Genomic DNA, 24,837 nt, shown 5'->3' with positions numbered 1-24,837 from the left:
TAATTTATTTAGAATTCACTTGTGAATAGTCCATTCTCATCTGTTCAGTTTGTTCCGTAAACCATTGAATTTTATCATGCATCTGTACGACTTGACCAATTACAATCATAGCTGGATTTTTAATATTTTTAGCTACTTCTGTTATTGTACTCAATGTGCCAGTGACCGTTTGTTGATATGCTGTTGTACCTAAGTGGATTAATGCAACAGGGGTATCAATAGGTTTACCGTATTTAATTAATAAACCACAAATTTCAGACAAACGTTTAACACCCATATATATACATAACGTTTCCGGTCCATGTGCGAGATGTTCCCAATAAGCAGCTTTAGTCATTCCTGGCTTATTCACTGCAGTCACAAAAGCGACAGATGAACTAAAATCTCTATGCGTCACTGGAATCCCCGCATAGGCTGGCGCAGCAATTCCTGCTGTAATACCAGGTATAATTTCAAATGCTATATGATGTTGCGCTAATATTTCCGCTTCCTCACCACCACGGCCAAAAACAAAGGGATCTCCACCTTTCAAACGTGTTACTGTATGACCTTTTTTAGCTAAGCTCACAAGCATTTTGTTCGTTTCTGACTGTGGCAACGACTGTCTATTAGGATCCTTTCCGCAATAAAACAATTTTGTACCTGCTGTTGCGTAATCCAAGAGTTCCCTATTGACTAAACGGTCGTATAAAATAACATCCGCTTGTTTAATTGCCTTTAAACCTTTTACTGTAATCAGCTCCGGGTCACCTGGACCCGCACCAACTAAGTAGACTTTCCCCATATTAACACCCTCTTTTTAGCTGATTAGCTATGAAAATCTTGACCAGAATGCACTTCAGCAATAACGCCTGAACGAATGACGAAATCACCGAAATGTTCGCCCTCTAAACGTGACTTACCGTAATCCATTAATATTGGTCGCAAACTTGCTAAAATTTGTTGTTCATCAATATTTTCTTTATACAGTTTATTCAAACGTTCTCCTTTGAAACCACCACCTAAATACATATTGTATTTTCCTGGTGCTTTCCCAATAAATGCTATTTCTGCCAATGCCGGACGTGCACAACCATTTGGGCAACCTGTCATACGAATTGTAATGTCTTCTTCACTAACACCTGCTTCATCTAGTAAATCTTCTATTTTACCAATCAATGAAGGTAGGTAGCGTTCTGACTCAGCCATAGCTAAACCACATGTTGGAAATGCAACACAAGCCATAGAGTTACGTCGTAAACCTGAATAGTGTCTACCATCTGTTAATTGATAACGTTCAATAATATCTTGTATATCCTTTTTATGTTCTGGAGACACATTAGCAATAATTAGATTTTGATTGGGTGATAATCTAAATTCTCCTTGATGTACTTCAGCAATTTCTCGCAAAGCAGTTTTCAATTTATAATCTTCTAAATCTTTAATACGACCATTTTGAATAAACAGCGTAAAATTCCAATTGTGTTCTCCTTGAATCCAACCAAGACGATCACCGTTATGCTCAAATTTAAAGGCTTTTGGTTCTTGAATTTCCCATCCAAGACGTTGATTTAATTCTGTTTTGACTCTCTCAAGCCCTAAACGATCAACGGTATATTTAAAGCGTGCATTTTTTCGGTCTACACGATTACCATAATCACGCTGAATCGTTAAAATCTTTTCACAAACATCGACCACTTCTTCTTTAGGTATATAACCCAGTAAACGCCCGATTTGTGGATAGGTATTTTTATTGCCATGTGTCATACCCATACCACCACCAACTAAGACATTAAATCCTATCAACTCATCATGGTCAACAATAGCTATTAAACCAATATCTTGTGAGTAAACATCAATATCATTGCTTGGCGGTAAAGCAATGCCTATTTTAAACTTACGTGGCAAATATGTTTTACCATACATCGGTTCAACTTCTTCACTTGAATCCAACACCTTTTCACCATCTAACCATATTTCATGATATGCATTGGTTTGCGGTAATAAATGATTACTGATTGCTGCTGCATAATCATTCATTTCTTGATGAAAACGTGATTGATACGGATTAGGATTACACATTGTATTACGATTGACGTCCCCACATGCAGCAATCGTGTCTAGTAATGCATCATTTATATGGCGCATAGATGCTTTTAAATTACGCTTTAAAATGCCATGAAATTGGAATGTTTGGCGTGTTGTTAATTTCATTGTGTGATTACCATATTGATTTGATATGTCATCCATGGCTATCCATTGTTCTGGTGTAGCTGTCCCTCCAGGAAGACGTACACGGATCATAAAGCTATACGCTGGCTCAAGCTTCTGTTTTCGCCGTTCGTCACGCAAATCCCTATCATCTTGTTGATAGCTACCATGAAATTTCAGCAACTTAGTGTCATCATCGGAAATAGCACCAGTTAACGGGTCTGCTAAACCTTGTTCAATCGTGCCACGTAGATAATTACTATCATCTTTGATGTATTCTAATTGATCGAGTTTTTGATTTAATTCTTGCTCAAGTTGCTCATTCGATTTTGCCATTGAATCCCCCTGCCTTTCTTTTAATATACGTCCCGTTGATAACGCTTATCTTTCTTAAGTTGTTTTAAATATGCTTCTGCTTCATCTTGACTAAGTCCCTGTTCTTTTACTAACACATCTTTGATGGCTTGATGCACATCTTTTGCCATGTGTTTTTCATCACCGCAAATATAGATAGATGCTCCTTTTTCTAACCACGCATTAAACTGTGCACTGCGTTCCATAATACGGTGTTGGACATATATTTTGTGGTCTGTATCTCTAGAAAAAGCCACATCCATTTTTTCTAAGTATCCCTCTTTTAACCATGCTTGCCATTCAGTTTGATATAAGAAGTCTGTTGTAAAATGCTGATCTCCAAAGAATAGCCATGTATTACCTTTAAATCCAAGCTCTTCACGTTCTTGCATACAAGCTCTAAAAGGTGCGACTCCTGTTCCTGGACCAATCATAATAATAGGCGTATCCGCTTCTGTTGGAAACTTAAAATTTGGATTACGTTTTAAGTAAATTGGTACCGTATCTCCTGGCTGAAGACGCTCTGCAAATTGAACTGAACAAACACCTGAGCGATCTCGTCCGTGAGCTTGGTATCTCACTGCACCTACCGTAATATGTACTTCATCCGGCGTTGCTTTATAGCTACTTGAGATGGAATATTCTCTTGGTGGCAACTTACGTAAAAGCTGTGACAAGTTTACAGGTAGCAACTCATCCGTTCCAAAATCATTAAGCAAATCAATAAAATCTCTACCATTGATATACTGTTGAACCCATTCATTATCTTGAACTTTGTCGCTCAAGTCATCATTGTCAAATATGGCTGCTGCTTGTTGTAGCAATGGCTTCGTTAACTTAGTAATTTCAAAATGACGTGTTAATGCATCGGATAACGTTAATGTATCACCATCTTCAGATACAGGAATCTGTTCTTCTGGATCCCATCCTAATGTTGCGATAAGCAAATCAACGACTTGCGGATCATTTTGTGGTAATACTACAATGCAATCGCCAGGTTCATATTCTTCTCCAAAATTATCTAGCAACAATTCAACATGTCGTGTTTCTTTATTTGAACCTTTGCCATTTAAATTAATATTGTCCAAAATTTCTGCTTCATATGGATTACTCTTAGAATACTTTCGTTCTTTAGCTGCTTTAATTGATTCACTTATAACTTGTTCACTTTCTGTACCACTTGACTCAGTATCAATGGCTTTAATGACGTTAGCCATCCATTTTTCCGCATCTTCGTCATAATCAATGTCACAATCAATACGTTCATATAAACGTTCTGCGCCTAATTCAGCTAGTTTTTTATCAAAATCTTTACCTGTTTGACAGAAAAATTCATAAGTTTGATCTCCTAAAGCTAGGACTGAAAATCTAACACCTTCTAACTTAGGTGCCTTTCTACTATGCAAGAATTCATGAAATTCTAGCGCATTATCTGGCGGGTCACCTTCTCCATGTGTCGATGTGACAATAAATAAATCTTCTACTTTCTTAAGTTCTTTTGTTTTGAATGTGTCCATACTACTTATTACAACGTTATGACCAAGATTCGTTAGACGTTCGCTAAAAATTTCAGCTACACCTTGCGCATTCCCTGTTTCTGAACCATAAAGTACCGTAATACTGAGCTGTGTTGGTTCTATCTCCGGTTCATTGCTTTGAATAACTGCTTCAGCTTTTGTTGAGAGTTGTTCACTTTGAACCGATGAATTGGTTTGTATTGTCTGTTGATTGGCAATTAAATAGCCACTAAGCCATACCTTTTGTTCAGGTGTTAACGTAGCAATAACTTCACTAAGTTGTTTGGCTTGTTCTGCAGTAAATGGACTGTTTGTTACACTTAAACTCAATCGTTCCACCTCTTATCAATAATTACTATTTTATTTATCTACCCTTCTATTATGAAATAACCGTGTATAACTTTCCAATGTTAATTTTATTTAAAATTCATATCAGAATAATAAGAATAAGTAGTAAAATTTTTATGGCTTATCTGCTACGTGTAAGCCACATTCTGTTTTGGAAAAGCTCGACCATCTTCCTGCACGGGAATCATCTGAATCAAACACTGGAGAAGTACAAGGAATACATCCAATACTTGGGTAATGCTGATCATGTAAAGCATTGTAAGGTAAATGATTATCATTGATATAGTCCCAAACTTCTTCTTCCGTCCAATAAATCAAAGGACAAATTTTTATTGATTTAAAACGTTCATCTTTATTAATGAAATTCGTGTGTGCTCTTGTTGGGGATTGAGCTCGTCTTAATCCAGAAATCCAAGCTACTGCGCCAGATAAAACTTCTTCTAGTGGTTTAATTTTTCGTATATAACAACATTGGTTGGGATTTGCTTTCCATAGTGCGGGTTGATATTTTTCTGCTTGTTCTTCAAGTGTGAGGTCTGGTTTCTTCATTTCGATACGTAATTGAGGAAAACGTTGTTTTACATCTTCTATTAAATCGTATGTTTCTTGAAAATGTAAATCTGTGTCTAAAAATACGATTTGGGCATCAGGTTTAATCTGACTAATAATATGAATGAGCACCATGCTTTCCGCACCAAAACTACATGCATACACGATTGACTCACCATATGATACGCCCACTTTAAAATGTCATATGCGCCTTTTGTTCCTTCATCTAGTGTTAGCTTTTCTATAAAAGGGTCCTCAGAAAATACATCGTAAGTTATTTTAGGTACTGACATCGTATTGTGATCCCCCCTCCATTTTTGCAACAATACAGTTAATACCTATCTGAATTGTCAGAATTATATGCTAATACTTTAACGATATTTATAACTAAAGTCAAGCTTATCTCTAATATTTATTTGTAATTATTTAAAATATTTCTATATCTAAATAGATATGACTTCTCTCTTAAAAACGAACTGAACTCATTTTATAAAAAAACAGGCATGGGATAAAAGATTTTCAACCTTTAGTTTCCCATACCTGTTTGATTACTTCAGAAACTTCTATACTATAACGAATCTCATATAATTAACGCTATTTAATGATTGTTATTGATGATGATGTTTACGATGTCTTGCTAAGAACAATATTGTTCCTGAAATTGCAAATAATGATCCAAAGAATGGAGCTTGATAGCCATTGTCATCAACAGCACCTGTTGCTGGCAATTCTTGCTGTTTTTTATCATTGTTTGATTGTGTCGTATCATGAACTTGCTGTATATGACTCGTTGTTTTATAGTTCACATGTTTCGTTGTACTAGTATGAACTGATTTGTTCGGTTTGCCTGGTTCACTTGGTTTGCTTGGTTCGCTTGGCTTGCCTGGTTCGCTCGGTTTGTTTGGCTCGCTTGGCTTGCTTGGCTCATTTGGTTTGCCTGGTTCGCTTGGTTTGTTTGGCTCGCTTGGCTTGCTTGGCTCACTTGGCTTGCCTGGCTCACTTGGTTTGTTTGGTTCATTTGGTTTGCCTGGTTCGCTTGGCTTGCCTGGTTCACTTGGTTTGCCTGGTTCGCTTGGCTTGCCTGGTTCACTTGGTTTGTTTGGTTCATTTGGTTTGCCTGGTTCGCTTGGCTTGCCTGGCTCATTCGGTTTGTTTGGCTCACATTTACAAATACAAGTTGTTCCATCTTTGAAGACAAAGACAATGTTGCCTTCAACGTTAACATAAATATTTGTGATATTAGATGTATTGTATATGTTTTGACGACTTACTTCTTTGCCATTACCATCTTTAACAATAATCGTGATGCCAATTTGCTTACCATTTTCGTCTTTAATTGGCTGTTGTTCAATGCTTGGTGTTTTACCATCTTGGCCGTCTTTGCCATTTACAATAACTTGGCGACTGATTTCTTTACCATCACCGTCTTTAACAATGATAACAACACCAACTTGATTTCCTTTTTCATCTTTAACTGGTTGTTGTTCAATGCTTGGTGTTTTACCGTCTTTGCCATCTTCAACAAAGGTTTGACTAATTAATTTGCCACGGCTACCATCTGAATTCATTTCATATATATAGATGTAAGAACCAGATTTACCATCTTTTGTACCACGTTCTGTTATGGCAGTAATTGATTTACCATCTACACCATCTTTACCGTCCTTGCCATCTTTACCTTTTTCACCGTTATAAATATTTTGACGACTGATTTCTTTACCATCGCCATCTTTAATAATCACAGTAATACCAATTTGTTTGCCGTCTTTATTTAAAATTGGTTGCTGCTCCACATGTGGAGCCTTACCGTCTCCGCCATCACGTCCATCTTGACCATTTAAAATTGTTTGACGACTGATTTCTTTGCCATCACCATCTTTAATGATCACAATGATACCGTTTTGTTTGCCTTCTTTGTCTAAAGAAGGTACCTGCTCTATCGTTGGGGTCTTACCGTCTTGACCATTGTGAATATCTTGACGACTGATTTCTTTGCCATTTCCATCTTTAATGATCACAGTAGTGCCGATTTGTTTACCATTTTTATCTAAAATTGGCTGTTGTTCAATAGATGGTGTTTTGCCATCTTTACCGTCTTGGCCATCACGTCCATTATAGATATCTTGACGACTAATTTCTTTGCCATTTCCATCTTTGACAATTACTGTCACACCAACTTGTTTTCCGTTTTTATCCAAAATCGGAAGTTGCTCAATTGTTGGGGTCTTACCATCTTGGCCATTTTTACCTTTTTGACCATCAGCAATAAAGGTTTCACTGATTAATTTGCCACGTGTACCATCTGGATTGGTTAGATAAATTCGGACGTACGCTCCAGTTTGACCATCTTTATCTCCACGTGTAGTTTCGGCAGTTACTGACTTACCATCTTGACCATCAACACCATCTCGACCTTTTTCGCCATCAGCGATAAATGTTTCACTAATCAATTTACCACGTGTACCATCTAGGTTCATTTCATAAATTCTAATGTATGAACCTTTATGGCCATCTTGAGTACCACGTTCTGTAATTGCAGTTACAGATTTACCGTCTTGACCATTAGCACCTTTTTGACCATCTTGACCATTTAGAATTTTTTGACGACTAATCTCTTTACCGTCTCCATCTTTGATAATGATAGTTACACCGATTTGTTTTCCGTCTTTATCACGAATAGGCTGTTGCTCGATTGTTGGTGTTTTACCGTCTTTGCCATCAACACCGTTTTTACCGTCAGCACCTTTTTGACCATCAGCAACGAACGTTTCGCTAATTAACTTACCACGTGTGCCATCTGGATTTACTTCATACACACGTATCCATGAACCTGTCTGATTATTTTGTTCTCCACGTGCCGTTACTGCAGTAATAGATTTACCATCTTGGCCATTCGTCACTGTTTGACGCCCAATTTCTTTACCATCACCATCGCGTGTAATAATAGTTACACCGATTTGCTTTCCATCTTTATCTAATGCTGGCATTGTTTCAACTGTTGGTGTTTGACCATCCTTACCAGGAGTACCATTTTTACCATCTTGGCCATTTAGAATGTTTTGACGACTGATTTCTTTACCGTCTCCATCTTTGATAATAATTGTGACTCCGATTTGCTTTCCATCTTTATCTTGAATGGCTTGTTGTTCTACAGATGGCGTCTTACCATTTTCACCTTTTGCACCGTCTTTGCCATTTAAAATATTCTCTTTACTAACGACGTTCCCATCACCATCTGTTACCGTGATTGTTACACCAATTTGGTTACCAGAACTGTCACGTATTGGAGTTTGTTCGATTTTTGGTGTCTTACCGTCTTCGCCTTTTTCACCTTTTGCGCCATTTTTAATAAACGTCTCACTGATAAGTTGGCCTTTAGTGCCATCAGGATTCAACTCATAAACGCGAATCCATGCACCAGTGTTTCCATCAGCATCTGTACCAGGACGTGTTTCCGCTGTTATAGATTTTCCATTCATGCCATTTTGTCCATCCTTACCATTCTGACCATCTGAGATAAAGGTTTCACTGATGAGCTTGCCACGACTACCGTCTGGATTTCTTTCATATGTTCTAACATATGCGCCTGTTTGATCATTTTGTCTACCACGTTCTGTAATGGTTGTCACAGATGTTCCATTTTGACCATCTTTACCATTTAAAATATCTTGATGTGAAACTTCTTGACCATCTGGACTTAGAATAGTAATCGTCGTTCCGATAATCTTACCCTTTTCATCTTTTATAGGCGTTTGTTGGATTGATGGTGAACGTCCATCTTTACCATCTTGGCCTTTCACACCATCTTTGATGAATGTTTCAGAAATCATTGTGCCGCGACTACCATCTGGATTGACCTCATAGATTCTAATATATGCGCCTTCTTGACCATCTTTTGTACCACGTTCTGTATTTGCAATGACTGACTTACCATCTTGACCATTCTGACCATCTCGACCTGCAGCGCCTGTATCTCCTTTTTCGCCCTTGTCACCCTTCGTTCCTGGGTCTCCTTTTTCGCCTTTTTCACCTGGATTTCCTTTTGCTCCATCTTGACCATTAAGTACTTTTTGCGTATTTATTACTTTACCATCACCATCTTTAACAGTGATTGTAACCCCAATTTGTTTGCCTGAGCTATCGGTAATTGGTGTTTGCTCAATTTTAGGTGTTTTACCATCTTCACCTTTTTTACCGTCGACACCATCTTTACCTTTAGGAATCGTAATAGTTGTACCATCACTAAATTCCACAATAGTATCTCCATTTTGATTAATATAACTATTATTTATTGTTAATCCTTTAGGCTGTTGACCTGGTAGTTCCTTTGTTGAACCGTCTTGATATGTCACAGTATACGTATTTGTTGTTGGATTATACGTTATATTTTTAACACCGGTGTTATTATCCAAGTTATATTCAAAAATAGCATCTTGTGATTGGTATATATGATCTCGGCGTACTTCTTCAAAATAATAGCCGTCTATTTGCAGTAATTTTGAAGCATCTTTCCCAGTCAAATCTGGATGATAGCCTAATTGTTTATAATATACACGATCACGACCATCTTTACCTTGTTGTGCAAGTTGGATTGTATTCTTAGGTAACTTAGTGTTAACACGAACAGTATTTTCATAACTTTTATCTTCTACTGTAATTTCATAGTCATCTAATTTAGGTGCATCCGGCTTGTATAAACCTAAATCATTAGAATAATCATTTTCAGTTAATTTAATTGGTACTTCATCTCCATTAGAATCTTTAGTTACATCTGTACCTACTTTTGATGGTGATAATATATAACCATCAGGTGTAATAAATTGAACTGTATAGTTACCAGATTCTAATTCGTAAAAGCCATATTTGCCATTTTTGTCGGTTACAGTAGTTGCAATTGTACGTCCCTGTTCATTTTTCAATAATACAGTTACGCCGGCAAGTCCTTTTTCTCCGTCATCTTGAATGCCGTTTTTATTCGTATCATTCCAAACGAAGTCTCCGATGTTATAAACAGATTTATAAAATCCGGCATCAACTGTCATGTTGTCATCATCTTGAATTGTAGCTTTAGCAACATATTTTCCATTGACTAATTGTGCATCTGAGTCGACTGCATCATTGTTACTTTGATCTGCTTTGGTTAACGAATATCCTCCATTAGGAGTTGAATATTCTAAAGTGTACTCTCCATTTTTTAAATTTTTAAACTTATAGTTGCCGTTCTCATCCGTTGTCACTCTGTCAATTTCATTTCCGTTAGCATCTTTTAAAGTAACATAAACGTTAGGTATGCCTTCTTCTCCTATATCTTGAATGCCATTTCGATTTTTATCATTCCAGACAGTGTCGCCAAGTGAATATTTACCTATTTGTTGACCACTACCAGTTGAATTGTCTCCAGCAGCACCTTGTGTAGTACTTGCTGCCCAAATTGTTGGATTATTTTTATCATCGTTAGTTATTGAAAACGTTGAACTTAAGTTACCATTGTCAGTTGTAGGTTCTACTTTTTCAGCAATAATATAACGTGTTTTACCGTCTAAATTTCCTAATGAAACATTTACAGTTGAGCGATTATTATCATATGTAATTGTTTTTGATGATGTAACATCTGTTACTTTACTTGAAGTTAAATCGGGTGCAAAACTGTTGACCATTGCTGAAGGATCATTCACTTTATAAACTTTTATTGCATCTGTGCCATCTATGAGTTTTCCATTCATTGTTGTACTATGATATTTCACATTTTTATATGTTTTGCCTGGCTCATTAATATAAATGATTCGATACTGTTGGTTTGTTTTTGGATCTCTGTAAAGCGTTGATGCATTTAAAGGGTTATTCTTATTATCACCATAATCAACAATAATATTTTTATTGAAAGAAACATTTCCAATTTTTACGTCCATATTATATGATCCTTTATCATTGATGGCATTCTCTCGTTTAGCAGTTGCAGCTATTTTAAAAGATCCTTGAATATTATCATATTGGTCAACGTAATTTGTAAACGTGTAGGTTGTTTTATTCGTGTTACTATCATATTTACCTTTAGCTATAATTGCACCATTTGCATCTCTTAATTCTGTGTCCGATGATGGTAACGAAAATCCTCCAGGTCTAATATATTGTCCATAGCCTATCGTAAATGTATCTCCACTTTTAACGCTATTGTCAACGGTATAATCTGCTTTTAAAGATAAAATATCTCCAGAAGTCACCCATAATTCACGTTGACCACTAGCATTTGTATGTGCAGTTCTACCTTCCACTGCTATATCTATATTTGAAAATTTAATTTTGTCACTCACATCTTTACCTGTTGGTGTAGCTGCTGCTAATGCTCTTACTCTATAATTACTACTCAATGCACGCGTTGTTGGAGATGTTGAAGCAGCTGCAGTTACAGGAGTTGCAGGAGTTCTAACACCATAGTCAGGGTTTGTAATGTCTGCTTTTAAGGTTTCTGCCACAATTGTATTATCTAAATCTCGTTTAGAACGTGGCTTAAAAGCTTTCTTAGTAACTAGTGAAGCTTTAACTTGTTCTTTCGTTTGATGGTTCACGCCAATTTGGCTCAATTTTTTATCAGCATATTGTACATGTGTCTCATTCGTATTGGTGGATACAGCTTGGTTTGTAGCTGATGCATTTTGAGCAGCTGTTACTAACTTTTCTGAACTTTCTTGTTGTTGAATTGTCGATTTATGATTTTGATGTTGTCTAGCTTCTTTTTCTGTTGATTTGTTAGCAGTATCTTTATGCGAGACATTGTTTTGATTTGATGTTTGTAAATCTTTTGCATGCAGTGATTGATTTTCTGTTATCTGCTGGTTTGTTGAAGATGGATTTTCAGTGTGATCTATCGTTGTTTTATCTTGAGTGCTTGGTGACGTGGCGTTAGTTTGAGAAGAAACATTATTATTTGTTGTTTGTTCTGTGGTTACTGTTGTATCAGCTTGAGAACTTTCTTGTTTATCGCTATGGTTTTGAGATATGGATTGTTGTTTTTCAGCTGCCTCAGCTTCATGATGCCCTAAGAAAAGTGTGGCACCTACTAATATTGAAGCTGTACCTACTGTAAATTTTCTGATTGAATATTTGTTTAGTTTGTTTGGGATAAAATCCATGCGTTGTGACGAGTTTCTCTTTCTGTTAGTCATTCACTGACCTCCTATAGTTGGTTAAAATAGTTGTCATTGCATATCAAACTCTATTTTATTTCCTAGATGTATATGAGAATTTTGATATATAGTACAAAATAATTATAATAATACATTTTAATCTATATAATTAGAGTAATAATACAATGATATATGAATTATAACAGATTTATCACTATTTAATATTACGCATTTTAATTATATTAAATGTTTTTTAATCATAATTTCGCTTAAATATTCATTTCAAGTACAAAATGTATATTAATAGAAAGTTTATAGTTACATTATTTATCTTCTAATATAAATTTTTTATATTCTAAGAAGAGATTATTCCTCTATTTTCTCGTTACAACTTAAAAAGCCTCAACAATTAGTCATAAAATCCTACTTGCTGAAACTAATATTGTTCTTCTTTCCTTAAATGTTTACGTGATTACTAAATTAATGTATCTTGACAATGTGAATGAAAAGTTTTAAATTGAAATTAAAGTTAAATATATGCACTAGGGGTGTTTTTATAACTGAGAATAGGCGTGGCCTTAAACCCTTTGAACCTGATCTAGTTGATACTAGCGTAGGAAAGTGTGTGGAACCTAATATTAATATGTCTAATGGCCTCTTTTATTTTGAGTCCGTTATTTATGATAGTTTTACGTTGCGCAACTTTCCTAGTGAAGGTTGCGTATTTTTTTCTTTAATATTCTTTATAAGGAGGTTCACAATGGCAAAAACTGTATTAGTAACTGGAGCTAGTCGTGGCCTTGGTTCTGTTATAGCACGCACTCTAGTCGCTAAAGGATTTCAAGTTGTGATTAATTATAATCAAAGTCAAACAGCGGCCGAACAGTTAATGCAAGAGCTAGGAGCTCAAACTATTGCATTACAAGCAGATGTTCGTAATCGTGAGCAAGTGAATGCGATGGTAGCTAGTGCAATCGATCATTTTGGACATATCGATGCTGTTGTTAACAATGCATTAGTTAACTTTAAATTCGATCCTGACGCACAAAAATCCTTCAAAGATTTATCTTGGGACGATTATCAAGCACAACTAGATGGAACCTTGAAAGCAAGTTTTAATGTTATTCAAAGTGTACTACCTCAATTTATTGAGCATAAACAAGGTTCTGTAGTAAATATCGGTACAAATTTATATCAAAACCCAGTTGTTCCTTATCATGAATATACAACTGCAAAAGCGAGTATTATCGGTTTTACTAGAAATATTGCTGCTGAACTTGGTCAATATGGTATCACTGCTAATGTCGTCTCAGGGGGCTTACTTAAAACAACAGATGCCAGTGCAGTTACGACACCGGAAGTATTTGATTTAATTGCAAGTACAACACCGTTACATCAAGTTACAAGCCCGCAAGATGTTGCCAACATGGTTGTCTATCTATGTTCAGATGAAGCTAAACAAATTACAGGACAAAATATAACTGTAGATGGTGGCTTAACAATGAATTGATTGTCCATTTGAACGCCATTATTAATTTTAAGAGTTGGACACTTCTAACCCAATAATCGTTATAAATGTAGCTGTATTGGAGTGTATATATATGTATCAACAGCAACAACGTCAAATGCATATTGGCGTCTTAGTTTATGGTTGCGGTCATCATCAAGCAGCTTGGCAAATGCCTGATTCTGCAGTTGAACGGCTTGGTGATGTTTCATACTACCAAGAGTTAGCACAACTTGCTGAACGAGGTTGTTTAGATATTGTCTTTTTCGCAGACAATCAATCCTTTAATGCCAATGACTCAAGTGCAATGCCTGCCTTTTGGTTTGATCCACTCATAAATTTAACAGCCATATCACAAGTAACTCAGTACGTCGGTCTGGTCCCAACTATTTCGAGTACATTTTCGGATCCTTATACTGTTGCCAGACAATTGCTTAGTCTTGACCATATGACAGGTGGACGGGTTGGTTGGAATTTAGTAACATCGATGACTGATATAGAAGCACAAAATCATAGTATGACAGAGTTACCTAATCATGAAGCTCGCTACGCTCGTGCACAAGAATTTGCTGCAGTCATGCAACACTTGTTTACAAACTGGAAAGCAACAGATATTGTTGCCGATAAAGAGCGTGGTGTTCTCATGAATGCGTCTCAAATTAAACCGATAGAATTTAATGGTAACTATTTTCAAGTGAGAGGCCCAATCTCTACACCTCAGAGTCCACAGGGGCGACCGGTTAATATGCAAGCTGGTGCTTCTAAACAAGGCATCGCACTTGCCGCAAGATATGCGGATGCTGTGTATGCAGTATCATGGAATTTAACTCAAGCCAAAAGGTATCGTGAGCGATTAAAGCAGGCATTATCACAAACGGCTGAACCACAACGTCATATTAAAGTATTTCCTGGTTTAGTTACTTATGTAGGACAAACAAAGGAAGAAGCTTTAGCGAAGAAAAAACGTTTAGATGCACAACTTCCTGTGAAAACAGCGTTAAAACAACTTAGTTTTTTCATTCAACAAGATTGTCAGGATTGGAACTTAGATGGTCCGGTTCCAGAGTTACCTCCAATTGAGACTTTTGAGGGTCCAACTGGTCGTTATGAAACAGTACTTGAAATCATTAAAGATAAACAACCTACTGTTCGAGAACTGTTGGGTTATCTCAATGCAGGTGGTGGACATCTTACATTAATCGGTACACCGAAAGAAATTGTAGATGAGATGGAGCTTTGGTTTAATGAAGGCGTAGCAGACGGTTTTAATTTAATGCCACCATCTCTGCCGCATAGTTTGAACGATTTCGTGACTTATATTGTCCCGGAATTACAACAACGAGGCTTATATCGTAAAAGATATCAAAGCCATACTTTAAAGTCACATTTAGACATTAATTATTAATTCATTTATCCATACCTAATATTTTATCCATATAATAGAAAAAGAACGTAAGAAACCCTGATGCAAGAATATATCCTGCATCAGGGTTATTATCATTTAATATTTATATGGATCATCGTTTTTTTCTTGTTGACGACGCTCAGCAGCATCTCGCACAAAATCATCATGCTGATCATCATTTGATAATCGCGTATCATCTGATACATCCTTATTGTTAGTAGAATGTGATTGATGATGGTCATGATTATCAACTTCTACATCTTGCTGTTGATGACGATATTCGTCATTGTGGTTCTCACTATAATTATTGTATCGCTCATTCTCTTCTGGTGGGATATCAGTTGTTGTACCACTGTTATACGCATATTGATTTTTAGGTCTTCTAACAAGCAACATAATCGCAGCAATTAACCATAAAATTCCTGCTACCCAGCTGACATTAAATACGCTTAATACTACAGCAATAATAAGTAGTATTGCAGAAATCGTAGGATGTTTGCTCAACATAATCGCAGCAACTAAAGTTAAGCCTAAGATAACAATTCCGATCATAATCCAGCCAGAAGAATTTGTGGCTACTGAATTAACAGCTTCTATTGTCTGGTCTCTCGAAACATTTGAATCTGGATTTTTTTGTAGTTCGTTAGCCAATTGTTCTTTAAAATCACTATCACTAACCATCATTTGAATTAAAACTAAAAAGATAACGTATAACGTATGTAATATAAATCCAATCCAAGTTAAAACTTTTTCACCTGTTCTTTTAATCATAATAATCCTCCTTTTATTTTGCTTTACCCACGAAATCCTTACTTTACACTTATTTATGACAATAAATATGCTCAATATTTATAATATAACTATATTACATGATAATTTAACTTTATTTTGCTCTTGTTGACGACGCTCTATACCATCTTGAAAATAAAACCCTCATATGATTCATTTTGTATAGAAATACCACCAATTGAATACTTACAATCATATTGTGATGATTGACTTTGATGATTGTTAGCTTCTAAATCTATTAACTGTCAAGTATTTTAACTCTGACTATGTTCATTATCGTTTGCGTCTACCTGAGATGGATTAGACATGTTGTTGTAACTGTAGTCATATTGCGTTTTTGGTTTTCTCGCAAATAACATTATACTTGCGATAAGCCACAAAACAAACGCTACCCAACTCGCGTTCAACAAACATAATGCTGCTGCAATAATAAGTAATATCGCTGATACATTTGTTCTTCTATGAATAAAGATTACTCCAATAATTGCTAAAACTAATATAACGATGTTTATTATAGCTTGAATCGTTACAAGTGTTGAAAGAACATTAACAGACATTACCGCTTCAGACAAGGTTACATTTTCATCTGGTCTTTGTAATTCTTTCATAATCATAAATTTTTTAAAATCATCATTTGTAAAAATTAATGACATAAGTAATAAAATGAAAAAGTATACCGCATGCAAAATAATTCCAGACCATGTTAGAACGGTTTCTACAGTTCGTTTAATCATTATTAACCTCCTAAAAGTTGACTTTACTTTTAAGAATGGTGCTTTACACTCAATATTTGTCAAAGATATGATGTGATAATGAATGGTTATTGCAACCTATCTATCGTTTGCTGTTTCTCCTGTTGCAACGCATATTGCCGTTTTTTAATATCTTTAGGCTTTCTTGAGAGTAGCATTATCGCAGAAATCAGCCATAATAATCCGGAAATCCAGTTCATATTAAATAATGCTATTAGCGTCGTAAAAAATAAAATGGTGCTTGCAAATTTAGGCTTTTTCGCAATAATAAACACAGCTATAAGCGATAAAATAGTTATAATCATTCCCATAACAAGTAAAGAGTTAGCTATGTGTTCGACACCGTCATTAAACCCATCCCGGTTATTATATAATAATAAGTAAAATGGAAGTAAAAATATTAAAATGCTGCTCAAAAATAATGGTAGTACGGCTTTGATTAGTAATATCATTAGCATATACAATATATGTAGCACTATACCGATACTGGTTAACGTTGTCTCAGCAACTCGATCCATAAAAGTAAATCCTTTCTTAATCTTTTTATTAAAGTATTCCTTTAAATTTTAATCATTTTATAATATATTTTTGATGTTATACGATATATTATGCCATAAATTCCAACAAAAACAACTAAAACTGCAACATAACTTGTGGCAAAGAGGTCCCAACCTTCAATACCTATTCCGGTCATTAGTTGCTTGATTAATCTATACGCAATTAATGTATGAAACGTACCAACAATGAGCGGCACAATAAAAATATAACGCATTTGTTGTTGAATCGTCTGTTGAATACGTTTATCTTCAATACCAAGTTGCTGCATAGTTCTAAAATCTTCGCGATCTTCATAACCTTCGGCAATTTGTTTAAAATACATCATTAAAAATGTACCTATTAATAGTATGATTGATACAACAATACCAATAAAAACTAATCCCCCGTTGACTTGATAGAATATGTTGGTAAACTCATCTTTACGTTGAATCGTTGCATTTTTGTATTTATGTTCTAACTTAGGAATCATTTGATTAAATTGTGATTTATTATCAGTAAGCAAATTAAACTCAATACTAGTGGTTACGTCTTCGGTTGCTGGTGCGTGATAAGATTGTTTATTTTTAGCTAATAAGTTGACTATGCTATTGAATTGTCTTTCATTTTTAACAATAATATTATAACCATCAGCAATTCTATTTATACCGAACCCATTTAATTTTACGTGTTTAACTTGATATGTATGACCTGCGATAGTTAATTTCTTTTTCTTGATTAAAGGCCCCATACCATCAATAGCAATCTCATTATCTTTAAGTGTTATCTGTTGCTTTGTAAATCGATTGAAATCAGATAACTGAGCAATTGTGAAACGTGAAATTCCATTTTTATACACATTTTTTTGCTGATTATATTCTATTGTGGCCTCATTGACTTTCACATCTTGCATACTTGAAACAATTGGTTTAAATTGATCTACCTTTGCCTTTTTCCTCACATCTTGTTCAAAGCGGGTCACAGTATCTTTTATTTTTTCACTTTGATACATATCTCCAAGGAAATCGACACGATATTGATTTGTCATCAAACTATCTATGCGATCTTCTACACCTCGATATGCTGCTACACACATCGATAACGTCGCTAATAAAAAAGTACATAATAAAGTCATGCTCGCTAAACTTACTGCATTAGAGCGCATTCGTACTACTAAGCCTGACAACGTAAAGAAATACTTTTGCTGATAATACAGTCGTTTATATCGTTGCAAGACTTGTAAGATTAATGGCATAAGTGACAAAAATAAGCAATACATTGAAATAATCAAATAAATGATAGCAATGAATATTCGGTTAAAAGAACCTAATAATGTTTTAGGTTCGAGTACACTATAGTAGCTTAATCCTAACGTTAAAAGACCAATCAAGAGCAAAATGAATGTAACAAATTTGGATAATGGCTTTTCTCTCTTATGCTGAGCTTGTATTAATTCGATAGGGCTTTGCATCGTTAATCTTACATTATTAATAATGAACAGTAGTATCATTGTTCCTATTAAAACCACTAACATATACGACATTGCCGTTATATCAAATGGATAGATGATAAGACGTGTAGTCGTCTGTTTCATCAATTTATTCAACAGCATAAATGAAATGGCACCAAAGAGATACCCACCTATAATACTTAGTAGTGCAATGACAAATGTCTGATAGATGGCTTCAATAAACAATAAGACACGAATGTGTTTCTTTTCCATACCTAGAATCATATTTAATGCAAATTCATGTTGACGATGGCGCATGACAAATCGATTGGCATAAAGTACAAATATTACGATGAATATTGACATAAAAGCATTGCCTATATAAATAAAATAAGGTAAGACTGAATGATGACGTCGAACATCGTCATTAAATCCTAATGATAATAATATAAATTCCATACCGAACATTGCGCTAAGTGCTAGCATATATGGAATAATCATATGACGTTGTGCCTTAAACTGTCGAGTCGTCATCATGACCAACATCTTAAACGTCAAATCATTCACCTCTTTCATTTAACATCGCCAAGCTATCAGCAATACGCCGTTGAAAATCTGATTGTGTTTCTTCACCCCGATATATTTCATGATAAACACGGCCATCTTTAATAAAAAGTACTCTATTGGCATATGAGGCATCAATATTAGAATGCGTAACCATCAGTATGGTTTGCTGACGTTGGTTAATCTTTTGAAATAACCTCATAATTTGTTTAGATGTTTTGGAATCCAAAGCGCCAGTGGGTTCATCAGCAAGTAGTAGCTTAGGTTGATTTATTAATGCTCTAGCAATTCCGACACGTTGCTGTTCACCACCTGAACTTTGATAAGGAAATTGATCTAATATATGCTCAATACCTAATTGTTGACTTAACGGCGCAAGCCGAGCATCAATCGTTTTGTGTGAACGATTGGCTAAGACAAGCGGCATAATAATGTTATCTTTATTTGACATAGTTGGCAGCATATTAAAATCTTGAAACACAAAACCTAATGTTTCTCTTCTAAAATGAGCAACTTCTTTATGACGAATATGATTGAGTTGCCGATCATCAATTCTAATACTACCTTCGTTAATTTTATCAAATGTAGCAATCACATTGAGTAACGTCGTTTTTCCAGAACCTGACTCACCCATGATTGCTACAAATTCTCCTTGTTGAACATTAAAGGTCATACCATTTAATGCAGTCGTTTTGTGAAGACCTTTGCCATAAATTTTCTTTACATTTTTAACCTCAAGTAACAACTTGAATCCTCCTAAAATACCTGCATAATTGCTAATTTCATTTACTTTAAATGCATCATTAAACACCTCTGAACTTACAGAAGTGTAGATATGAATTATTCTGTGCTATAGTTCATTCATTTTATCTACCTTAGGAAAATAAATCTTAAATGTCGTACCTTGACCTAGCTTAGAATCTACTTCTACTTGATGATGAATATGATTCGATATATGTTTTACTATAAACAATCCAATACCAGTTGATTGCTCATTTAAACGACCATTATAACCAGAATAACCTTTATCAAAAATTTTCGGTAAATCAGCAGTACTAATACCCACACCATTATCTTTGATAGAAAGTACGTTTATATCTTTATCAAAAGTTAACCAAATATCTTTACCACGAGCATATTTTAGTGCATTATTCAAAATTTGCTCTATCATAATGGAAGCCCATTGCACATCTGTCAATACTTCTTCATCTGAGCGATCATAATGTATACGTGTATGTTGATCGATAAATTGTATTGAATATTTCATTATTAATGGCTTAACCAATTCATTGACAGTTACTTTAGTAAAGCTCATGTCAGTTTCATGATTCATTAATTTTAAATAGCTTAAAGCTAAACTAGTGTAATTATCAATTTGAATTATTTCTTGTCGGACACGGTTAACAACATTGTCTTCATTACGTTCAAGTAACAGTTTGGAGGCAGTGATCGGTGTTTTAATTTGATGTACCCAAGTAAGAAAATAGTTTTCGATATCATTTTGGTATTGCGTTTGCTTGCTTTTTAATTGTTGAACTTCTTGTTCTAACACTTTAAGTTGAGATGTCAATCGTTGTTGCTTTTTAAACTCGCTCAATGCGATAAACCAATAAATAACCATGATAAATAACATAATGCCACTTCCTAAAAAGTAGGCATAGTAGGGCAAATTAAAGACAAAAAAGATTACTAAAAAAACAACTAATGCCATTGCGGTGATGATCAGTTCACGCTTAATTGTGTCAAAGAACGTTGTCATTGGCGTTAAACCTTATATCCTATATTCTTTTTTGTTTCAATAAAATCTTCAAGCCCTATAGAATTAAGTTTTTTGCGTAAGCGTGTCATATTTACCGCAAGCGTATTGTCATCAATAAAGTGTTCAGACTCCCAGCATTTTTCAATTAACGCTGTGCGACTGACATATTTACCTTGATTATCAAACAGCATTTTAATAATTTGTAACTCTGTAAATGATAAATGTACCGATTCTTCTTTGTAATAAAGCGTTGCTTCATCAATAATCAACTTACAGTCACGAACTGTCGTTTCATTATGATTCACAGTTAAATCATAAGTTCGACGAAGCAAAGCTTGAATCTTTGTTACGGTCAATGACAGATTAAATGGTTTTTCTATAAAGTCATCTCCACCCATTTGTATCGCCATAATCTGATCCATATTATCCGTGCGTGAGCTAATAAAAATAATTGGTACATTTGACGATTTGCGAATTTCTTGGCACCAGTGAAATCCATTCAATGTAGGTAAATTAATGTCCAACAACACTAAACCTGGTTCATACTTTACGAAACAAGACACAATATCATCAAAGGTATCTACAGCAACCACATCATAATTCCACTTCATCAGTTCACCAGCCAAACTCTCGCGAATCACAACATCATCCTCAACAATCATAATCCTCATAACAACACTCCTTTATAAGCAAGAACTCAACTGGTATTGTAAATTTTTATTTTCTTTCTATTAGAGCCCCGCTATTTTTCTTGATTTTTTGTGCTTTCTTCTGGTTGATTTTCTTCTTTATTGTGAGCAGTTTGTGTTGTTTCTTCATTTTTATAATATCTAGAGGCAAATTCTCCATCTTTTGGTGGTGGTCCTTGTTCGAATTTGGATACAGTTTTATCTTGCTGTTCCTTACGCTTTTTATTACGTCTACGTTCTTCGAAAATACCCATTACAATAAATAATATGATTAAAATGGGTGATAGCATAACAAGAATCATAATGATTAACTCCTCTCCTAGTGAGAAATATATTTTTCTTCATCCCACATTTTACATCTTTTAATCAAAAATAACACGCATGTCATCCCCTTTTCTAACAATGATCCCCCTATACAATTTACATTTTCTTAACGATAAACCCACATAAACTCAACGTTAATTTCATACACTGAATTTGTAGTACACCTTTACATATAAATTAGGAGGATAATCAAAGCATGCGAGTATTTAATAAAATAGGAAAAGCTACATTAGCTACAACAATAGCAGCTGCCGCACTCTTAAGTACGAGTCAACTATCCGAAGCATCTGGAAGTGGTGAAGGTCCAGCCAATCCCCAAAATGATATGATGGCGATGGGTAACACGAAAAACCCTAAAAACGTCATCTTTATGGTCGGCGATGGTATGGGCCCCGCTTATAACACAGCTTACCGTTACTATGCAGATAACCCAAAAACAAAAGAGTTAGATCAAACTGCCTTTGATAAATACCTTAAAGGGACTAACCGTACAAATCCCGATGATCCAAAAGAAAATGTTACAGACTCTGCCGCTGGTGGTACAGCTTTCGCTACTGGACATAAAACTTACAATGGCGCCATTTCAGTTGACACGAACAAAAAACCACTTAAATCTGTACTAGAACAAGCTAAAGAAAATGGCAAATCTACAGGCTTAGTGACAACAGCTGAAGTTACAGATGCGACACCAGCCGTTTATGCTGCACACATTGACAGTCGAGATAAAAAAGACGAGATTGCGCAACAATTTTATAATGATAAAATTAATGGCCAACACAAAGTAGATGTCATCTTAGGCGGTGGTTCTAAATACTTTGGTAAAAACAATGGTAATTTAACTAAAAAATTCCAAAATGATGGCTATGATTATGTCACAAATAAAACAGACTTAGCACATTCTCAAAGCAATCAAGTATTAGGCTTATTTGCTGAAAAAGATATGCCCCTACAAATAGATGCACCTCAACAAAATCCATTATTAGTTGATATGGAAAATAGTGCATTATCTAAACTTGAAAAAAATAATAAAGGGTTCTTCTTAATGGTTGAAGGTGCCTCTATTGATAAATCTGGTCACCCTAACGATATTACTGGTGTGATGTCTGAAATGAGCGGATTTGATAAAGCATTCCAAAATGCAATCAACTATGCCAACACACATAAAGATACATTAGTTGTAGCTACAGCAGATCATTCAACTGGTGGTTTATCTATTGCAAAAGGTAAAGACTATGTGTGGAATCCGGAAGCAATACGTAAAATGAAACATTCTGGTAGCTATATGACAAAGCAGATTGCTGATGGCAAAGATCCTGAAACCGTCATTAAAGAAGGCTATGGCATCAACTTCCCAGATAATCAATTAGACAAAGTCAAAGAAGCAGCAAAAGAACTTAAAGAAGTTAAATCAAAAGTGAAAAATGAAAAAGATCCAAAACTTGCTGCAGCAACGACGAAGTTACAAGATGCAATTCAAAAACCAATTAACGATGAATCACATACTGGTTGGACAACTTACGGTCATACTGGAGAAGATGTGAATACTTATGCTTACGGCCCAGGTGAGGACAAATTCTTAGGTAATAAAGATAACACAGATAGTGCGAAAAATATTTTCGCCTTCTTAGCTAATAATGCTAATTAATGAGATTAGGACAGAATTCATTATGAATTCGGTTCTATAATAAATAAGGCAATTTCTATTAACTTTCAATAGAAATTGCCTTATTCAACTTGTCAAAGACATTTATATCGCAACCTGATTTTAATATTTATATATCAAATATCGTTCTATTTAAAAATTTTAAACACTCACATTTAGCAATGTGCTTAATAAATACTTTTAAAAGGTGCAGGAAGTGCTTTTCTTAATCCAAAATAAAATTCTATATTTTCACAAATCCTTCTTGAAGCTTCTCCATCACCATATGGATTGCTTGCTTTACTCATTTTAATGTATTCATCTTTGTTTTCTAACAAATTTTTCGTTTCCTTTAAAACAGAATCAAAAGTAGTACCAATCACTTTTAATGTTCCTGCACTCACACCTTCAGGACGCTCAGTTGTATCTCTTAATACTAATACCGGTTTACCTAAAGATGGTGCTTCTTCTTGCACACCACCTGAATCCGTAAGAATTAAATATGCTTTATTAGCAAAATTATGGAAGTCAATGACATCAAGTGGTTCAATTAACTCAATTCTTGCGTTATTTTTTAAATATTGATGAGCAATTTCTCTTACTTTAGGATTTTTATGCATTGGATAAATAACAACGATATCTTCATATTCATTAACAAGCTTTTGAATTGCTTTAAAAATATTATGCATTGGAGTGCCAATATTTTCTCTTCTATGTGCCGTTAATAAAATTATCTTTTTATCACTATGTCTTTCGATAATTTCTGATTGATAATTATCTTTAATTGTAGTCTTCATGGCATCAATTGCAGTGTTACCTGTTACCACGATACTTTCTTCTGTTTTATTCTCTTTTTTCAAATTCTCTGCTGCTTTGTCAGTAGGCGCAAAATTTAAATCTGCCATATTTCCAACCATAACCCGATTCATTTCTTCAGGAAATGGCGAATACTTATTCCATGTACGTAAACCAGCTTCAACATGACCTATAGGTATTTGATTATAAAAAGCTGTTAATCCACCTACAAATGTAGACGTCGTATCTCCATGCACGAGCACCATATCTGGTTCTTCTTCTTTGATGACTACATCAAGTTTAGTAGTAATTCTAGAAGTAAGCTCAGCTAATGTCTGATTCGATTTCATAATGTTTAAATCGTGATCAGGTATGACATCAAATATGTTTAAAACACTATCTAACATTTCTCTATGTTGCGCAGTAATGACGACTACCGGTTTTAAGTTTTTACTTTTTTGTAATTCTTTAACTAATGGCGCCATTTTTATCGCTTCAGGACGAGTACCAAAAATAGTCATTATTTTTTTCATTTACATCCACCT

Annotated in this window: 15 protein-coding genes, 2 pseudogenes and 1 riboswitch; of the genes and pseudogenes, 3 read left to right on the top strand and 14 right to left on the bottom strand. The window is 34.9% G+C overall.

The annotated features are described in order from the left end of the window. Positions 1-4 precede the first annotated feature (4 nt). The 5 genes and pseudogenes from cobA to AL499_RS08385 all read right to left on the bottom strand — a co-directional run bounded on the left by cobA (position 5) and on the right by AL499_RS08385 (position 12,121). On the bottom strand, positions 5-784 hold the full coding sequence (gene cobA / locus AL499_RS08405; RefSeq protein ID WP_002460598.1) for a uroporphyrinogen-III C-methyltransferase: 780 nt from the start codon (positions 782-784) through the stop codon (positions 5-7). Positions 785-807: 23 nt separating this feature from the next. After that, the gene (cysI, locus tag AL499_RS08400; protein ID WP_002492400.1) at positions 808-2,526 is read right to left on the bottom strand and encodes an assimilatory sulfite reductase (NADPH) hemoprotein subunit; all 1,719 of its coding nucleotides are present in this window, start codon (positions 2,524-2,526) and stop codon (positions 808-810) included. A 20-nt stretch (positions 2,527-2,546) separates the two neighbouring features. Beyond that, positions 2,547-4,391, bottom strand: a complete 1,845-nt coding sequence (locus AL499_RS08395) for an assimilatory sulfite reductase (NADPH) flavoprotein subunit (protein ID WP_002492566.1) — start codon at positions 4,389-4,391, stop codon at positions 2,547-2,549. 132 nt (positions 4,392-4,523) lie between these two features. Beyond that, positions 4,524-5,251 (bottom strand): annotated as a pseudogene (locus AL499_RS08390) (phosphoadenylyl-sulfate reductase). 315 nt (positions 5,252-5,566) lie between these two features. Further along, a complete protein-coding gene (locus tag AL499_RS08385; protein ID WP_062248890.1) occupies positions 5,567-12,121 on the bottom strand; it encodes an SdrD B-like domain-containing protein in 6,555 nt (2,184 codons plus the stop codon). A gap of 495 nt (positions 12,122-12,616) precedes the next feature. Beyond that, positions 12,617-12,719, top strand: a riboswitch (TPP riboswitch). Positions 12,720-12,842: 123 nt separating this feature from the next. On the opposite strand from AL499_RS08385, the gene AL499_RS08380 reads away from it, so the two are divergent. Together AL499_RS08380 and AL499_RS08375 are read left to right on the top strand one after the other, a co-directional pair. Continuing rightward, complete coding sequence (locus AL499_RS08380; protein ID WP_002492509.1) at positions 12,843-13,592, top strand: 3-oxoacyl-ACP reductase; 750 nt, start codon at positions 12,843-12,845, stop codon at positions 13,590-13,592. 91 nt (positions 13,593-13,683) lie between these two features. Next, positions 13,684-14,994 (top strand): LLM class flavin-dependent oxidoreductase, encoded by a 1,311-nt coding sequence (locus tag AL499_RS08375; RefSeq protein ID WP_002478519.1) that lies wholly within the window; start codon positions 13,684-13,686, stop codon positions 14,992-14,994. A 96-nt stretch (positions 14,995-15,090) separates the two neighbouring features. On the opposite strand, the gene AL499_RS08370 is transcribed toward AL499_RS08375, so the two are convergent. The 8 genes and pseudogenes from AL499_RS08370 to AL499_RS12810 form a co-directional block, all read right to left on the bottom strand. Beyond that, entirely contained in the window at positions 15,091-15,765 is a 675-nt protein-coding gene (locus AL499_RS08370; protein ID WP_002492473.1) for a DUF4064 domain-containing protein, read from the bottom strand. A 272-nt stretch (positions 15,766-16,037) separates the two neighbouring features. Then, the gene (locus AL499_RS08365) at positions 16,038-16,517 is read right to left on the bottom strand and encodes a DUF4064 domain-containing protein (RefSeq protein ID WP_002492544.1); all 480 of its coding nucleotides are present in this window, start codon (positions 16,515-16,517) and stop codon (positions 16,038-16,040) included. An 86-nt stretch (positions 16,518-16,603) separates the two neighbouring features. Beyond that, positions 16,604-17,053 (bottom strand): hypothetical protein, encoded by a 450-nt coding sequence (locus AL499_RS08360; RefSeq protein WP_002492528.1) that lies wholly within the window; start codon positions 17,051-17,053, stop codon positions 16,604-16,606. Between the two features lie 41 nt (positions 17,054-17,094). Continuing rightward, positions 17,095-19,056, bottom strand: coding sequence for an FtsX-like permease family protein (locus AL499_RS08355; RefSeq protein ID WP_225306504.1), 1,962 nt, complete (start codon positions 19,054-19,056; stop codon positions 17,095-17,097). A 22-nt stretch (positions 19,057-19,078) separates the two neighbouring features. Beyond that, on the bottom strand, positions 19,079-19,828 hold the full coding sequence (locus AL499_RS08350) for an ABC transporter ATP-binding protein (protein WP_002492476.1): 750 nt from the start codon (positions 19,826-19,828) through the stop codon (positions 19,079-19,081). Between the two features lie 105 nt (positions 19,829-19,933). Next, positions 19,934-20,842: a sensor histidine kinase gene (locus AL499_RS08345; RefSeq protein WP_002492577.1), complete on the bottom strand. Its 909-nt coding sequence runs from the start codon at positions 20,840-20,842 to the stop codon at positions 19,934-19,936. A gap of 5 nt (positions 20,843-20,847) precedes the next feature. Beyond that, positions 20,848-21,513, bottom strand: coding sequence for a response regulator transcription factor (locus AL499_RS08340; RefSeq protein WP_002492581.1), 666 nt, complete (start codon positions 21,511-21,513; stop codon positions 20,848-20,850). 215 nt (positions 21,514-21,728) lie between these two features. Next, positions 21,729-21,833, bottom strand: a pseudogene (locus AL499_RS12810) (hypothetical protein); the annotation flags it as partial. 218 nt (positions 21,834-22,051) lie between these two features. Between AL499_RS12810 and AL499_RS08330 the strand changes: the two are divergent. Next, positions 22,052-23,500, top strand: coding sequence for an alkaline phosphatase (locus AL499_RS08330; RefSeq protein WP_002478511.1), 1,449 nt, complete (start codon positions 22,052-22,054; stop codon positions 23,498-23,500). A gap of 185 nt (positions 23,501-23,685) precedes the next feature. Here AL499_RS08330 and wecB read toward each other — a convergent pair whose 3' ends face one another. Then, the gene (gene wecB / locus AL499_RS08325; RefSeq protein ID WP_037540933.1) at positions 23,686-24,825 is read right to left on the bottom strand and encodes a non-hydrolyzing UDP-N-acetylglucosamine 2-epimerase; all 1,140 of its coding nucleotides are present in this window, start codon (positions 24,823-24,825) and stop codon (positions 23,686-23,688) included. Between the last annotated feature and the right edge of the window lie 12 nt (positions 24,826-24,837).

Origin of the sequence: Staphylococcus lugdunensis, assembly GCF_001558775.1 — a bacterium.
Taxonomy (GTDB): domain Bacteria; phylum Bacillota; class Bacilli; order Staphylococcales; family Staphylococcaceae; genus Staphylococcus; species Staphylococcus lugdunensis.
Note: the sequence above shows the minus strand (reverse complement) of the source record. Positions and strands in the feature narration are given on the sequence as shown.

What these genes read in the sequence shown, in the direction of transcription:
- cobA (WP_002460598.1), bottom strand. Translation starts at nt 784, where the DNA reads ATGGGGAAAGTCTACTTAGTTGGTGCGGGTCCAGGTGACCCGGAGCTG.
- cysI (WP_002492400.1), bottom strand. Translation starts at nt 2,526, where the DNA reads ATGGCAAAATCGAATGAGCAACTTGAGCAAGAATTAAATCAAAAACTC.
- AL499_RS08385 (WP_062248890.1), bottom strand. Translation starts at nt 12,121, where the DNA reads ATGACTAACAGAAAGAGAAACTCGTCACAACGCATGGATTTTATCCCA.
- AL499_RS08380 (WP_002492509.1), top strand. Translation starts at nt 12,843, where the DNA reads ATGGCAAAAACTGTATTAGTAACTGGAGCTAGTCGTGGCCTTGGTTCT.
- AL499_RS08375 (WP_002478519.1), top strand. Translation starts at nt 13,684, where the DNA reads ATGTATCAACAGCAACAACGTCAAATGCATATTGGCGTCTTAGTTTAT.
- AL499_RS08370 (WP_002492473.1), bottom strand. Translation starts at nt 15,765, where the DNA reads ATGATTAAAAGAACAGGTGAAAAAGTTTTAACTTGGATTGGATTTATA.
- AL499_RS08365 (WP_002492544.1), bottom strand. Translation starts at nt 16,517, where the DNA reads ATGATTAAACGAACTGTAGAAACCGTTCTAACATGGTCTGGAATTATT.
- AL499_RS08360 (WP_002492528.1), bottom strand. Translation starts at nt 17,053, where the DNA reads ATGGATCGAGTTGCTGAGACAACGTTAACCAGTATCGGTATAGTGCTA.
- AL499_RS08355 (WP_225306504.1), bottom strand. Translation starts at nt 19,056, where the DNA reads ATGATGACGACTCGACAGTTTAAGGCACAACGTCATATGATTATTCCA.
- AL499_RS08345 (WP_002492577.1), bottom strand. Translation starts at nt 20,842, where the DNA reads ATGACAACGTTCTTTGACACAATTAAGCGTGAACTGATCATCACCGCA.
- AL499_RS08340 (WP_002492581.1), bottom strand. Translation starts at nt 21,513, where the DNA reads ATGAGGATTATGATTGTTGAGGATGATGTTGTGATTCGCGAGAGTTTG.
- AL499_RS08330 (WP_002478511.1), top strand. Translation starts at nt 22,052, where the DNA reads ATGCGAGTATTTAATAAAATAGGAAAAGCTACATTAGCTACAACAATA.
- wecB (WP_037540933.1), bottom strand. Translation starts at nt 24,825, where the DNA reads ATGAAAAAAATAATGACTATTTTTGGTACTCGTCCTGAAGCGATAAAA.